The organism is Halomonas sp. TG39a (assembly GCF_000744395.1).
Classification (GTDB): Bacteria; Pseudomonadota; Gammaproteobacteria; order Pseudomonadales; family Halomonadaceae; genus Vreelandella; species Vreelandella ventosae_B.
In genome coordinates this window covers 554,710-568,289 of the sequence record NZ_JQLV01000001.1, presented here as the reverse complement: position 1 = coordinate 568,289, position 13,580 = coordinate 554,710, and the positions used below count along the sequence as shown (strand labels likewise).

12 protein-coding genes are annotated in these 13,580 nt (G+C 54.9%); 3 read left to right on the top strand and 9 right to left on the bottom strand.

Annotated features, from left to right (window positions below; genetic code table 11):
- Positions 1–20: 20 nt before the first annotated feature.
- From U738_RS02560 to U738_RS02535, 6 genes are all read right to left on the bottom strand, one after another.
- Positions 21–455 carry a helix-turn-helix domain-containing protein gene (locus U738_RS02560; RefSeq protein ID WP_035577017.1) on the bottom strand — a complete coding sequence of 145 codons (435 nt, stop codon included), beginning with the start codon at positions 453–455 and terminating at the stop codon, positions 21–23.
- Positions 456–547: 92 nt separating this feature from the next.
- Positions 548–2,275 carry a mechanosensitive ion channel family protein gene (locus U738_RS02555; RefSeq protein WP_035577015.1) on the bottom strand — a complete coding sequence of 576 codons (1,728 nt, stop codon included), beginning with the start codon at positions 2,273–2,275 and terminating at the stop codon, positions 548–550.
- Positions 2,276–2,464: 189 nt separating this feature from the next.
- Entirely contained in the window at positions 2,465–2,998 is a 534-nt protein-coding gene (locus U738_RS02550; protein WP_035577014.1) for a GDYXXLXY domain-containing protein, read from the bottom strand.
- Positions 2,995–4,128, bottom strand: coding sequence for a DUF4401 domain-containing protein (locus U738_RS02545; protein ID WP_231896751.1), 1,134 nt, complete (start codon positions 4,126–4,128; stop codon positions 2,995–2,997). The genes U738_RS02550 and U738_RS02545 overlap by 4 nt, the downstream gene beginning before the upstream one ends.
- Positions 4,092–5,063, bottom strand: a complete 972-nt coding sequence (locus U738_RS02540) for a DUF2157 domain-containing protein (protein WP_035577012.1) — start codon at positions 5,061–5,063, stop codon at positions 4,092–4,094. Before U738_RS02540 ends, U738_RS02545 begins: the two co-directional genes overlap by 37 nt.
- Before the next feature lie 5 nt (positions 5,064–5,068).
- Positions 5,069–6,724: an FMN-binding glutamate synthase family protein gene (locus U738_RS02535; protein WP_035577011.1), complete on the bottom strand. Its 1,656-nt coding sequence runs from the start codon at positions 6,722–6,724 to the stop codon at positions 5,069–5,071.
- A gap of 170 nt (positions 6,725–6,894) precedes the next feature.
- Here U738_RS02535 and msrP point away from each other — a divergent pair, with 170 nt between their 5' ends.
- Positions 6,895–7,911: a protein-methionine-sulfoxide reductase catalytic subunit MsrP gene (gene msrP / locus U738_RS02530; protein ID WP_035577010.1), complete on the top strand. Its 1,017-nt coding sequence runs from the start codon at positions 6,895–6,897 to the stop codon at positions 7,909–7,911.
- Positions 7,911–8,531: a protein-methionine-sulfoxide reductase heme-binding subunit MsrQ gene (msrQ, locus tag U738_RS02525; RefSeq protein ID WP_035577009.1), complete on the top strand. Its 621-nt coding sequence runs from the start codon at positions 7,911–7,913 to the stop codon at positions 8,529–8,531. Before msrP ends, msrQ begins: the two co-directional genes overlap by 1 nt.
- 29 nt (positions 8,532–8,560) lie before the next feature.
- On the opposite strand, the gene U738_RS02520 is transcribed toward msrQ, so the two are convergent.
- Positions 8,561–9,139: an NAD(P)H-dependent oxidoreductase gene (locus tag U738_RS02520; protein WP_035577008.1), complete on the bottom strand. Its 579-nt coding sequence runs from the start codon at positions 9,137–9,139 to the stop codon at positions 8,561–8,563.
- Between the two features lie 173 nt (positions 9,140–9,312).
- Here U738_RS02520 and U738_RS02515 point away from each other — a divergent pair, with 173 nt between their 5' ends.
- The gene (locus U738_RS02515) at positions 9,313–10,215 is read left to right on the top strand and encodes a LysR substrate-binding domain-containing protein (protein ID WP_035577005.1); all 903 of its coding nucleotides are present in this window, start codon (positions 9,313–9,315) and stop codon (positions 10,213–10,215) included.
- A gap of 9 nt (positions 10,216–10,224) precedes the next feature.
- On the opposite strand, the gene U738_RS02510 is transcribed toward U738_RS02515, so the two are convergent.
- Both U738_RS02510 and U738_RS02505 read right to left on the bottom strand, forming a co-directional pair.
- Entirely contained in the window at positions 10,225–11,097 is an 873-nt protein-coding gene (locus tag U738_RS02510; protein ID WP_035577002.1) for an alpha/beta hydrolase, read from the bottom strand.
- Positions 11,098–11,127: 30 nt separating this feature from the next.
- Positions 11,128–13,425: a TonB-dependent siderophore receptor gene (locus U738_RS02505; RefSeq protein WP_235208627.1), complete on the bottom strand. Its 2,298-nt coding sequence runs from the start codon at positions 13,423–13,425 to the stop codon at positions 11,128–11,130.
- Positions 13,426–13,580 lie beyond the last annotated feature (155 nt).

The window sequence follows — 13,580 nt, the reverse complement described above, 5'->3', positions numbered from 1 at the left end:
AGTCTCAGCGCCATAAGGCTTTATAAGGTCAAAACACGTAGTTTTTCCCTGGGTTCTTTAAACGAGTCGGTAGCGATGCCAAACCGCTCCGAAAGCTCGCAGATTTGGCGCCAGTTCAGCTTGCGGCGCCCACTGAGAACTTCAGACACCACCGATTGAGCGCCAATTTCAGGTAGCTCGCTCTGCGCTATCCCATGCTCTTGCATAAGGTAGCGAAGTACCTCATTTCCAGACACCTCAGGCATCGGGCGATGTGCTTCATCATAGGACTCAATGATATCACCCAAGCGATTCGCCAGGCCGGCAAGTGGGTGTGTCTCATCGTCACCGACAAGATCAAGAATTTCATCAAGCGCCTCGACCCGGGCATCGTATTCAGCTTCGGAATGTGGATCGCTAAGAAGAGGGGCAAGATAAACCCAGTGTTCCGTCGCTTGCTCAACGAGTGCGTGCATAGTCACTCCTTTTTCCACTTACCCTTGTCATAACAAGACTACTTTATGGGTAAAATACGCGAAAGCGTTATCTGCCGCTGCACAAACACCCTTTATTCAGATGGTTTTACCTCAACACTATCCACTCCCCCCGTGCTTTTGCCTTGGGCCCCACGGGCGATATCGTTGTGACTGATCACCACAATTTCTCTTGGCCACCACTCGGGATGATTATCGCGGATAAAGGCCAACAGCTGCTCGCGTACGTTCATTTCCGCTGTCCAACCCGCCAAAGGGTCTGAGGTCATGAGGTAGCAGGTGACGGTTTGCGCCGTTCCTGTTTGTGCCGTTACGTAACAGAGCAGCTTATGGTGTTCGATAACGCTGTCTTCTTCTTTGGCGAATTCGAGGAATTTATCCCTTAGCAACCCAATATTGGCACTTAGGTGAAGCGTCAGCGTCAATGACCGGTACATCTTGGTACTTTTTACCGACAAATTATCGAAAGGCTTAGAGGTAAAATAGGTGACGGGCACAATCAAACGCCGCTCGTCCCACGACCTTAATCGAATAAAGGTATAAAAGATGCCTTCGACATAGCACCATTCGCCTTCAAAGATCACCAAATCGCCAATGCGAATGGGTTTAGCAAACGATAGCTGAAATGAGGCGAGGATATTGCCAAGCACCGTTTGGCCCGCCACACCGACTAATACAGCCAATACGCTGGCAGACGCCAGAATCGATAAGCCAAGAGTTTCGAAGAGCTGAACCTGACCCAGTATGTAAATTGATACGGCTGTCACGGTGAGCAGAATAATCCCCCGACGCAGCGCATAGAGTGAGGTTAGCAGTCTGCGTTCGTCTCTAGGCTTAGTATCATCGATTTCGCCTACGATACGACGCGTCAAACGTAGCATGATGGTATCCACCAAGCGCAACGCAATGGTGCCAACTCCCCAGGCCATAATACTGATTAACAGTACCCGAAAGGTTGTGGTGGCAACCGCAGAAAACGACACCACATAATCCAGTACCATCTGAGTGACTAGCGACATCGCAATCAGCGCTGCTGGCATACCAATTTGACTGGCAAAGATGCTGGATACCCCGGAAGGCAGCCATTTCGACATCAAGCCAATCGAACGGTGAACTCCACACCCTACAAGCCCGATAAATAGTACAAACAAGGGAATCGCAATCCACTCCCAAATTCTCAGGATGCCAAACGAGGCCTGGAAGCGTTCGGGAATATAGCTTTCCAATGCTGAGGGACCGTACTGCTCATAAAGCGCCGGAATGTAGGACACGCTGATGGGCATAATCAGCCAGGCTGGCTCCTGGTCACCCACACGGTATCGACCCAAGCGAATATCGTAGGTTTCGCCATCGGCTTTTAAAGAGGAGACTTCAACGTTGCGGCGGGTCTCGCCAACGCGGGGGTTTTGACCTGCGGGATCTTCAATCACCGCGTCTTCACGACCGGGCAGATCGGAAACGCTCAACCACTCGCCGCGTTGAAAAATCTCTGCCAGTTGCCGAGCCAGCTCACGCCCCTGCTCGCGCTGTTCCGCTTCCGAGAACTCGGAGAGGTTGAGTATATGGGCGGCGGCTGCATACTCCTCCTGATCCGTCAGTTCCAGAAAACTCCTGATCGCTTCCCGTGGTGTTACCCGGTTTACCTCTTCTGGGGCCTCACCAAGCCCGATATTCAGCGAGTCAACGGTAAACCACCGACTGTCCTCGCTCTCTCCTCCTTGAGTTTGCGCCGCACATAGGCTGGAGAAGGTCAGTGCCAGAACCAACAACCCCCATGCGAGCCACGAGCCGTTTGCTTTCATATATGCCTTATTCATTGAAGTGGGCCAATTTGCTGACCACCGACAGGCCAATTACATAGCCAGCCCCGCGTAAAACACGGCGCCATCCTTGTCAGTAGAAGCGCAAATTACAGCCTACCTTGCTTGATGGTGCAAGGCGCACCATGGTTATTGCAGGTGAAAGGTGGCCAACAACACGAAAACTGGCAATTACTTAGTCGTTTCACCCAACTGATTAAGCTCATCATCGTACATGGCTACCAATAGCGGCTCACCCTGGGTATTCACCCGAAACTGCCCGTAGCGGGCAGGCTCGTAGCGTTCGGCGTGGCCTTCCTGGAAAAAGAACGCATCGGTGGCAAAGCGCACTTGGCCATTGCGCAACCGATAGCGCAGTTGCCGTTCGTGATCGGCTAAAGAAGTGCCATCATCCAAGCGCTGGAAGTGAGCGATACGCTGTTCATCCAAGCGCACAACCACCACCCCATTGCTGGCTTTCAATAAATCGTTGTCACTCTCAGCTTGATGAAGCATGGTTTGAATTTGGTCTCCCAGCGCAAAGTTGAGCGCCATATAGTCGCCCTGCATCAGTGAACGCGGGTCGACGGGCGCCAGCTCCAGGTAGACGATTTCTCCCTCGGCCAAATGGCGCTCTTTCTGCCAAATCGCCCAGTTCACCACTGCGAGCATCAGCAGTGTGGTCACAATAACGACTGTCCGGTTCCACTTAGCGCTACACATCATGGTTTTGGCTCCCGCTTATCATCAAAAGGATCAAGCCGCCGTAAAAACCAACGTAACGATAAGAGCATTACCCCTATCACAATCAGCGTTAATGCCTTGATTAATAACGTGGTATCCAACCAGTAATAATAACTACCAATGGCCAGCAGTAACGAAAACACACCTAGCCCCACCAGCAAGCGATGGCCAATCGCAAAACCCAATAGCAACAATACAACGCCTTGCACAACCGCTGGCACGTAAACTGAAATCAGCAGTATCACGGCCACACCTAGAGCAGCACGCCGATACAGCATGGGTGAGCGATGGGTAAAAATGCTATGCAGCAGTAACGCTAGCGTCAGCGCTAGCAATGCGGCGCTTAACCCAGGGGCTATCCAACGATCTATCCAAATGTTCATCCAGGCGCTGTCGCCGCTGATTGGCCCTTCAAACCAAAACCAGAGTGGCTTGCCGCTATGCGCTAACCCTTGCATGACCAGCAGCCCCATTAGCAAGCCATAGCCCCACGCCTGCACACTCTTTATACGATGTGGCCAGCGAAACTCATTGAGCCAAACCAACGTCACTGCTAACAGCACCAGTCCACTGGCCGTTTGTTCCCCGCTGCTAATCGCCAAGGCCATATACAGCGCCAGGCTGGCGGCAAAAGCAGAAAATACTCGGTGCACGTAGCTTGGCATCACCAGCGCCAGCAAAGCCTGCAAGCCAAATAACGACCATCCCAGCAGCGACCAAAATGGGTAAGCGGAGCCACCCCAGAACTCTATAGCGGCCCAAGCCACTAGCAATTGCCCAGCCAGGCTCACCGCCAGCGCCAAGTGTTCAAGCACATCACTGCGCGCCGTGCGTAGTAACGCAAACGCAGCGCTTATCATAGCAAGCCCAAGGCCTAACGACGCCGCCGGACTCTCCACTACAAACACTACGCCCATGGCAATAAAGCCGAGCAGGAACAGCGCCGCCAGCCAACCGGAAAACGCCTGTAGTACGCGCACAAACCAGGGTGTTTCAAGCGGTGCTGGGGGAGCGGGCTCATTCAGCGTAACGCCTGCTTGGATCAGCCTAGCTTTTAAACCATCGACACTGCGCGTCACTGGGCAATCTCCCGATGTAGCCGCTTCAGCCATACCACTGCCCCTGCGCCCATGGCAAACACAGCTATCGTCAGCAGTAACAAACTGCCCGCTTGCCAATCGCCCTCCCATAGCAAGACCCTGGCAAGCAGTAGCGTGGCCACCGTTAACAACGAAATACAGCCACCCGCAATCATAAACAGCTCCGGCCGCCAGAAGCGGTAAACGCCATACAGCCCGGCCAGCCAGAGTGGGTAAATCGCCAGTACAGAAGACCATAAGAGGCCTGCATCGACGATCAAGGTGATCATTAACAGCGTTATCGGCACGCCGCTACCCACCGCCAGCAAGCGCACTGCCCACTGCCGTGGCCAACCTCGGTAACCGGCGCCCCACTCCCAGGCTGCCAAGGCCAGGGTATTAAACAAAAACAGCCCCCATTGAGCGGCCTCACTACTGGCCAAAACGCCAAATGGCCCGCCCCAGGTACGAAAATAGAGCCCGATGGCCAAATTGAGTACCCCCAGCCACAGCACCCAAAGCAGTTCAAAGCGCGCCACCCACACCCATGGCAGCGTAAGTAACGCCCAGGCAAAGAACAGCTGCCAAGTGTCAGCACCGGTTTGGTAGACCTGCCCAACTAGCGCCAGCAGAACGCCGACCAACAGCGACGCTGCCGTTAGCGCGACACGCCGAACCGTCGGGCTAGCCTTGCCCCAAACGGCGATACCCACCGCCAGCACTATCGCCACTTGCACCAAACAAAAGCGCAGCCAGCGCCCCATTTCTGCCCAGTTGTAGGCCACGAAAAACAGCACCGCGAAGGCCAACGCCAAGCCGCCTAGCCACAGCAGCAGGCGATCGATAAATACCGCCCAGGCGCGGGGAGAAGGATGTAGCCCGGCAACCTCTACGCCGCGCACCACCTGCTCAGGCGGTATTACTCCCTGTTCGATCAAGGCCACTAATTCACGGCGTGCCGCAGCCATCGCGTTTACTCCAGTTTGGTGAAACGAAGTCGAGCAATCCGAGCAGGCGGCAGGAAAGAGTCTGAGCGGGCATCTTCCCAATAGTGCTTGAACACCGTGTGCTCGCACTTTGCATTGAGCAACTCATTGGGCTTCAAGAAAGCAAATATCTGATCGTAGGACTGAATCTCATTTTCCGAGACACGCCGGATAATGTGCTCGGGCCCCAGTTCGCTAGGGTGGCTAAGCCCTGCGGCGCCCAGCATTTCCGCCAGCGCTTTTAGGGTATTACGGTGGAAGTGGTAGACCCGCGCAGTCTTATCGGCCACATCCAAATGGCGGCTGCGGCTGGGGTCTTGAGTAGCTACGCCGCTGGGGCACTTGTCGGAGTGGCAATTAAGCGCCTGAATACACCCCAGTGAAAACATAAAGCCCCTGGCCGAATTGCACCAATCAGCCCCTAGCGCCATGGTTCGGGCAATGTGAAAGCCGGACATGACCTTGCCCGCCGCACCAATACGAATCTCCTCGCGCAACCCGGCTCCCACCAGGGTGTTATGAACCAGCGTGACGGCCTCGGTTAATGGCACCCCCATGCGATTGATAAGTTCTAGCGGCGCCGCACCAGTTCCCCCTTCACCACCGTCCACGACAATAAAATCAGGCCGCTCACCGCTTTCCAGCATGGCTTTAACGATCGCAAACCACTCCCAGGGGTGACCAATCGCCAGCTTAAAGCCAACCGGTTTACCACCCGAAAGCGAACGCAGGCGGGCAATAAACGCCATCAGTTCCAGCGGCGTCGAAAAGGCCGAGTGAGCAGCAGGGGAAATCACGTCCTGCCCCATGGGCACTTCCCGCGCTTCGGCAATTTCTGCGGTGACCTTGGCCGCTGGCAGTATGCCGCCATGCCCAGGTTTGGCGCCCTGGGAAAGCTTAATTTCGATCATCTTCACCTGATCGTCACGGGCGTTGGCAGCAAAGCGCTCCTCGTTAAACGAGCCATCATCGTGACGGCAGCCAAAGTAGCCAGAGCCTATTTCCCAGACCAAATCACCACCGTGCCTGCGATGGTAACGGGAGATCGATCCCTCCCCGGTGTCGTGATAAAAACCGCCCTTACACGCCCCCGCATTAAGCGCTTCAATGGCGTTGCCCGAAAGCGAACCAAAGCTCATCGCAGAAATATTCAGTACGCTTGCCAGGTAAGGTTGACTGCAATGGCTGCCGCCCACGCGCACACGGAAGTCCGCGTTTTCAATAGCGCAGGGAAGTAGCGAATGGTTGATCCATTCATGCCCCGGCTGATACATATCCAGCAGAGAGCCGAAAGGCTTCTTGTCGCTCTCGTTCTTAGCGCGCTGGTACACCACAGCACGCTGCTCGCGGGAAAAAGGCCGCTCATCGAGATCCGATTGAATAAAGTACTGACGTATTTCCGGCCCGATGGACTCCAAGACATAGCGGAGGTGGGCCAAGATCGGGTAGTTACGGCTGACCGTTCGCCGCGTTTGGCGTAGATCATAAAGCCCCAGCCCAGCCAACATGCCAAAGATCGCCACGCCCCACAGCCACGTTAATGAGACTCCCAACCCTACCAGCGAAACCGCCAGCAGTATCAGGCAGACGACAAAGACAGTATTACGCAGAGGAATACGGGTTAACCCCCGAGCTTCGATCATCAGTACACGAGCTCCTTCTTAACACGCCGCCACAGAGGAAGGCCCTTCAAACCGGCGCTATTTAAACGTAATGGATTTGTGTAAGTTCTGGCGAACTTACGACACCCATTGATATCGAATGCAGCATTCACCCCGTATGCTACCCGTACAGGCTCTAGTGGAGACACCTAATGCTAATAAAGATTGCCAAACCGAGTGATTTACACGAATCCGATGTCACGCCGGAATCCATCTACCTCTCCCGGCGGCGCTTTATGGGCGGGATGGCAGGCCTAAGCGCGGGACTCGCCCTATCCGGCCACGTGCAAGCCAATGCCGACTACTCCGATGTACCCGAAGGCGATGCCCCCGCGTGGCTAAAGGAGAAAATCAGCGACACTCAATGGCGAGCTATTACCCCTAGCGACCCAGACAAAGATAAAATCGCCCCCTTTGATGATGCCAGTGGCTACAACAACTTTTTTGAATTCGGCACTGACAAGGGCGACCCCGCCCGCCATGCGGGTAGCCTGGAAACCCAGCCCTGGAGCGTGGTGGTCGATGGCGAAGTCAATAACAGCGGGCGTTTTGCCCTGGAGGACTTCGCCAAGCCCTCACAGTTTGAAGAGCGCATTTACCGCCTGCGCTGCGTCGAGGCGTGGTCGATGGTGATTCCCTGGCTGGGTATTCCGCTGGCGGAAATCATCAAGCGCGCCGACCCCACCAGCAAAGCCAAGTACGTGCGCTTTGAAACCCTGGTAGATCCCGAGCAGATGCGTGGCCAGCGCTCCTCGTTCTCAATCATCGACTGGCCCTACGTGGAAGGGCTACGTTTAGACGAAGCCATGCACCCGCTAACGCTGCTGGCCATGGGCATGTACGGCCGCGAGCTGCCCAATCAAAATGGCGCGCCCCTACGGCTGGTAGTGCCCTGGAAGTACGGCTTCAAGAGTATCAAGTCGATTGTGCGCATTTCGCTGGTGGAAGAGCAGCCGGTTAACTCCTGGCAGCAGATTGCCTCGGATGAGTACGGCTTTTATGCCAACGTTAACCCCGAGGTTGACCACCCCCGCTGGAGCCAAGCCACCGAGCGGCGTTTACCCAACAGCCTATTCAACCCCAATACCATCGATACCTTGATGTTTAACGGCTACGCCGATGAAGTCGCCGAGATGTATGCGGGGTTAGATTTGAGGAAGAACTACTGATGACAACGCAGCACAAATGGCTAGCCTGGCGCGTCGCGGTATTTCTGGCGGCGCTAGCACCACTGCTGTTTTGGAGCTGGCAGGTGGCGAATAACGCCGCAGGCCCCGAACCGGGGCGCTACCTGCTACTGAATATCGGCATTGGCGCGCTGTGGTTGCTGCTATTCACCCTTAGCCTTACCCCACTGACCAAGCTCACCCGCTGGAAAGGCTTTGCGCTGATCCGCCGCCAGCTGGGCCTCTGGACGCTGGCCTACGCCACCCTGCATATGCTCAGTTACGCGCTGTTTATTCTGGGGCTTAACTGGGCATTGCTGGGTAGTGAGATCGTCAAGCGTCCGTATATTATCGTCGGTATGATCGCGCTAATCGGCCTTGCCGTGCTGGGGGCGACGTCTAACAAGTGGTCGATGAAGCGCCTAGGCAAACGCTGGAAGCCGCTACACAAATTCTCCTACGCCATTTTGGGGCTGGTGCTGCTGCACTTCTTCTGGGTGGTGCGCGCGGATATGCAGGAGTGGGCCATGTATGCCGCTATTGCGGCGCTCATCATGTCCACTCGCCTGTCCCCAGTTGCCCGTACACTGCCTAAACTTCGCCATCGATTGAGTCGTACTTAGGGCTTGTAAGAAAAATCAACCGACGAAACCTAGCCAAGTACGCAGCGAAGATGCTTACGATAAGCCGCTTTATCGCGATCGACATCCGGCATCTTCATTACATCGTTGGCGATAAAGGTCGGCAGGGCTTCTAAGCCGATAAATTCCTGCGATTTGTGGAACGGGAAATAGACACCATCCACACCGCGCCCTTCGAAGAAGTTGTCAGGCTCATCGAACGCTTCCAAAGGCGCGTTCCATGTCAGCGATAGCATATAGCGACGGCCCTGCAGCAGGCCACCACTGCCGTACTGCTTGGTCGGATCTTGGCGGCTGCGGCCATCGCTGGCGTAGAGCGAACCGTGGCCTTCTGTGAATACCTCATCGATGTAGCGCTTAACGATCCAGGGCGTTCCCATCCACCAACCCGGCATCTGATACACAATGGTGTCCGCCCATAGGTAGTTCTGCACTTCGGTCTCAAGATTGTAGCCTTGATCAACTACCGTCTCGCGCACCTCATACCCCATTTCCTGCAACGTACTCACTGCCACGCCGTGCAGGGTATTGTTGAGCTCACCGCCAGAGTGGGCAAACGCTTTACCGCCATTAATCAACAGAACTTTCATCAAAACAACCTCTCACGATAGCTAGCACCCCCATGCTCAAAAGCTTTTGCATGGCGCTTAATGAGCGGTATTGTGGATTCAATGCATGCGAAAAAATAGCGACATTCAATCAAGACACTTTTGACTTAAAATCAACAACCCTATTATTTACCATTAAGGCAACTGATAACGTTATGAAAAGCACCCTTGAAGAGCAGCAGGCCTTTGTGACGGTCGTCGATAGCGGCTCCATCACCGGTGCCGCCGAACGGCTTGGCATTACCATTTCAGGGGTTAGCCGTGCGCTCAATCGCCTGGAGCAAAAAATCGGCGTTACCCTGCTACGTCGAACGACGCGCCGCTTAGAGCTGACTGAAGAGGGCGAAACATTTCTAAACCATTGCCGCCGTATTCTGGCCGCCGTGGAAGAGGCCGAAGAGGCTATGTTGGATCGCCATAACCAGCCCCACGGCCGGTTACGAATCAACGCCGCCCCCAGTTTTATGCAGTTCGTTATTGCCCCGCTGATTGGCGAGTTCCGCACCCGCTACCCTGGCATTACACTGGAACTCGACACCCATGACCGTTTTATCGACCTGCTGGAACAGCGGGTTGATCTGGCCATCCGCATCGGCAAGCTGGAAGACTCATCGCTTCACGCCCGCCTCCTCGGCTACAGTCCGCTGCGCCTTCTGGCCAGCCCCTCCTACCTTGAACGCCATGGTACGCCGCAAAGCACCGATGACCTTCTACAGCACAGTTTGCTAGGCTTCAGCCAGCTCGATCATCTTAACCAGTGGCCGCTTACCTGCGCCGACGGGCAGCGCTTACATATTACGCCAGTGCTCGCCGCCTCAAGCGGCAGCACGCTGATAGAACTGGCCATGGCCGGACAAGGCATTGTTTGCCTAGCCGACTTTATGACCATCACTCCGCGTCAGCAAGGCACCCTGGTGGATGTACTATCCGACTGTACTGAACTGCAGACCCAAGCTGTGAACGCCGTGTATTATCGCCAAACCACGCTTTCTCAGCGCACCCGATTGTTTATGGAGTTTTTAGCTGAACAACTGCCAGGGAAGTATTTGATCGCTTAAAACACTCGGTCAGCCGCCCCGAGTGCCCAGAAGCTGTTTGAGAACACGCGACTCCAGCACAAAGGGAACGGACATATGATCTTCGCCCTCCACTTTGTGGAAACTGCTACGTAAACCGTATGCCGACAGGTCTTCAAGCCGCTGATAAAGCTGACTAGCATCCTGCTGGTTCTGGAGTGAGTCGTTGTCGGCCACGATCAATGACAAGCTGTGATGAATAACACTGGTCTCTCCGGCTTCAACCTGCTGCCTGAAGTCGCGTTCATGTTTCAACAGATAGCTATTATTCCACCACAGGCTGGGACTGGCGGCGACGATGTGATTAAACAGATCCGGCCGAGTAAATAAGGCATAAATTGCAAACATACCGCCAAAAGAGTGGCCATAAAGACTCTGGTGATTAGCATCAACAGGAAAGCGCTCGGCGACGGTAGGCATCAAGCTGTGCTCGATAAAATCCAACAGCTCATCCTGTCCGCCCTGAGGTGGCGTGTTTTGCTCCTCGGCCACCGGCGGTGATAAATCGTAAGAGCGCCGCAGGAAGTTATGCGGCGCTTCGCCCGGATAAGCGATGCCCACAATAATGGCCTGGCGGAACGGCTCCTGTGCCCGCTTGGCCTCATGCAAGGAAGCGAAATAAGCGTTGCCATCCAGTACATAGATCACCGGGTAACCGCCGCTGTAGGGCACCTCGCCTTCCGGTTTGCTGATCAGGATACGATAGACGGCGCCTTGCTCGTTTTGCATCGTCCACTCCAGCGTCTGATCCAGAGTCACTTGACGCTCGTCCATTACTGGCGACGTCTGAGCATGCGATGTGGGCACTGATGCAGCCAACAAAACCAGCCCGGCAAACACTAAATTATTAACGAACAGTTTCATAAATCGTTGCCCCCACGATGCTGGTTCTCATCACCATTGGTAAGCGATGCTACCAATCAGACTGCGACCGGCTCCGCGATAGCAATAGATGCCCTCACAGGAGATATGCTCTTCATCCGTTACGTTGGTGGCGTTGAGGCTGGCACGCACCCCCTGCAAAGAGCCCGCAAAATCATAGTGTGCCGCCATATCAATCAAGCTGTATGCAGCGTTTTTATTGCTGTTGGCATTATCAATGTACTCACTACCGATATAGCGCACCCCACCGGAAAGACGCAGTCGTTCCAGCGCAGGAACGCGATAATCCAACCACAGGGACGCCAGGTGACGCGGGGTATTCGCCAGGTCACTGCCCTCGTTGCCATCATTATCCGCGGTGATTTCGCTGCGGTTGTAGTTGTAGCTTGCAGTCATGCGCAGGTCGTCGGTGACATTCCCGACGGCCTCAAGCTCCAGTCCACGGGTACGCACTTCTCCGGTTTGTACTTGAAATAGCGGGTTCTCGAGATCAGTGGTTTTACGATTGGCTTCATCGATCTGGTAGACCGCCGCAGTCAGCATCGCATCACTGCCCGCTGGCTGATATTTCAGCCCCAGCTCAAACTGCTCACCTTCGGTAGGATCGAAGTCATTGCCGCTCACATCGGTACCGCTCTCAGGCAGGAACGATTGCGCATAGCTGAAGTACGGCGACAGCCCCGAATCAAATGCGTAGAGTGCGCCAAAGCGCCAAGTGTTTTTCTCATCCCGGCTTTCGCTGGCAGTACCGGTGAGGTTGTTGCGAGTCTCGTCACGCGCCCAGTCGCGGCGGATTCCTGCGGTCAAACGCCAGTTATCGAGCTTGACCTGATCCTGTAAATAAAGACCTCTACGGTGGGCTTTCCCACTGTCTTTTGTCCACACGTTACTCGGCTGGGCTACAGGCTGACTGTAATCCGGGTTGTCGATATCGATCGACGGCGCGCTGCCGCCCGCATAAATGACATCGTTCTCGAGATAGGCGTAATCGGCGCCTAGCATCACCTCATGTTCCACCCCGCCCTGATCGAAGGTTGCCATCAGCCTAGTATCAGTACTAAGAGACTCCATCTCTTCGTAAAGGCCGACACTGCTGCGGCTTAGCGTTGTTCCGGACAAAGTGCCTGCTGAAAGGTACTGGTTGGTGGTATCCACCTGACCGTAGCGCACATTTTGCTGCAGTTGCAGCTGGTCACTCCAGCGGTGGTTAAATTCATAGCCCAGTGCCCACTGCTCTTGATCCAGCTTGTCAAAGTCTTCATCGCTGGACCAAAAATGGGTCAGGTTATCACCGTCCTGGTAAGGGCGCGGCGATGCCGAGGTCTGGCGCTCCTGGTACTGGGTAATGAAGGTAATGTCGGTACGATCGCTAATCTGCCAATAAAGAGATGGCGCCAGCAGCGAGACGTCATTATCGACCTGTTCAATGTCCGTTTGCGCATCGCGCATAACGCCCACCAAGCGGTACTGCACATCGTTGCCCATATCACCACCCACATCGAACTGGCCTTGCAGATGGTCATGGCTGCCCACCTGCAGTTGCACTTCCTGTGGCGCATCAGCACTTGGACGTTTGCTAACCCGGTTCACCAGCCCACCCGGTGATAGCTGGCCATAGCGCATCGAATCAGGGCCTTTGACTATCTCAATTCGTTCCAGATTATAGGGCACGGTGGAGTAGTAGGAGAGCCAACCGCTATTGGGTTGGCGCAAGCCATCCAGAAAATCGCCATGATATACCGTCGGATACCCCCTCACCGATATCAAGTCAAAGCGCGGATCCATCCCCGCTGCTTCAACCCGAACCCCAGCCGTATAAGCCACCGCCTGCTCTACTGACGACGGCTGCCGGTCACGAAGCTGCTCTTCGGTGACCACACTGATACTTTGCGCAAGCTCTATCAGCGGTGTATCGGTTTTGCTGCCCGCTGAGGTGCTGTAAGCTAAATAACCGTCACTACTGATTCGGCTGCCTACCACTGCCACGGTATCCAATACCATGTTTTCTGCCGTACCTGTTTTTTCCATTACATAGTCCGCAGGCCCGCGCTTGACCACTTTCAAACCACTGCCCTGAAGCAACTGGGCAAACCCCTCCTCCACGCTATAACGCCCATTCAATCCAGCGCTTTGCAGGTCATCAGTGAGATCAGCGGGGAAGGACAACACAATGCCCGCATGGCTGGCGAACTGGCTCAATACACTGCCCAGCGATCCCGGCTCGATGCTGTATGCCTGCTGGCTAGCAGCCTGTTGCGCCTGCCCGTCCGTTGTTTGCGCCTGCGCTGCTTGTAGGGGCAACAGTGCCATCGAACTCATCAGGGCACAGCCCAATGCGATACCACCAAGCGCGCACGTGGGTTTGCCATGGTGGTATCGGATGGATATGAATGTCTGCTTGGGGTTAAAGGGTGTGGTCATCTTTATCTCGTTAATTCCAGAATCGGTTGCTTTATCTCTGGGTC

Bases quoted from the DNA above. Each gene is read 5' to 3' on its own strand.
- U738_RS02560 (WP_035577017.1), bottom strand. From the start codon at position 455: ATGCACGCACTCGTTGAGCAAGCGACGGAACACTGGGTTTATCTTGCC.
- U738_RS02555 (WP_035577015.1), bottom strand. From the start codon at position 2,275: ATGAAAGCAAACGGCTCGTGGCTCGCATGGGGGTTGTTGGTTCTGGCA.
- U738_RS02550 (WP_035577014.1), bottom strand. From the start codon at position 2,998: ATGATGTGTAGCGCTAAGTGGAACCGGACAGTCGTTATTGTGACCACA.
- U738_RS02545 (WP_231896751.1), bottom strand. From the start codon at position 4,128: ATGGCTGAAGCGGCTACATCGGGAGATTGCCCAGTGACGCGCAGTGTC.
- U738_RS02540 (WP_035577012.1), bottom strand. From the start codon at position 5,063: ATGGCTGCGGCACGCCGTGAATTAGTGGCCTTGATCGAACAGGGAGTA.
- U738_RS02535 (WP_035577011.1), bottom strand. From the start codon at position 6,724: ATGATCGAAGCTCGGGGGTTAACCCGTATTCCTCTGCGTAATACTGTC.
- msrP (WP_035577010.1), top strand. From the start codon at position 6,895: ATGCTAATAAAGATTGCCAAACCGAGTGATTTACACGAATCCGATGTC.
- msrQ (WP_035577009.1), top strand. From the start codon at position 7,911: ATGACAACGCAGCACAAATGGCTAGCCTGGCGCGTCGCGGTATTTCTG.
- U738_RS02520 (WP_035577008.1), bottom strand. From the start codon at position 9,139: ATGAAAGTTCTGTTGATTAATGGCGGTAAAGCGTTTGCCCACTCTGGC.
- U738_RS02515 (WP_035577005.1), top strand. From the start codon at position 9,313: ATGAAAAGCACCCTTGAAGAGCAGCAGGCCTTTGTGACGGTCGTCGAT.
- U738_RS02510 (WP_035577002.1), bottom strand. From the start codon at position 11,097: ATGAAACTGTTCGTTAATAATTTAGTGTTTGCCGGGCTGGTTTTGTTG.
- U738_RS02505 (WP_235208627.1), bottom strand. From the start codon at position 13,425: ATGGCACTGTTGCCCCTACAAGCAGCGCAGGCGCAAACAACGGACGGG.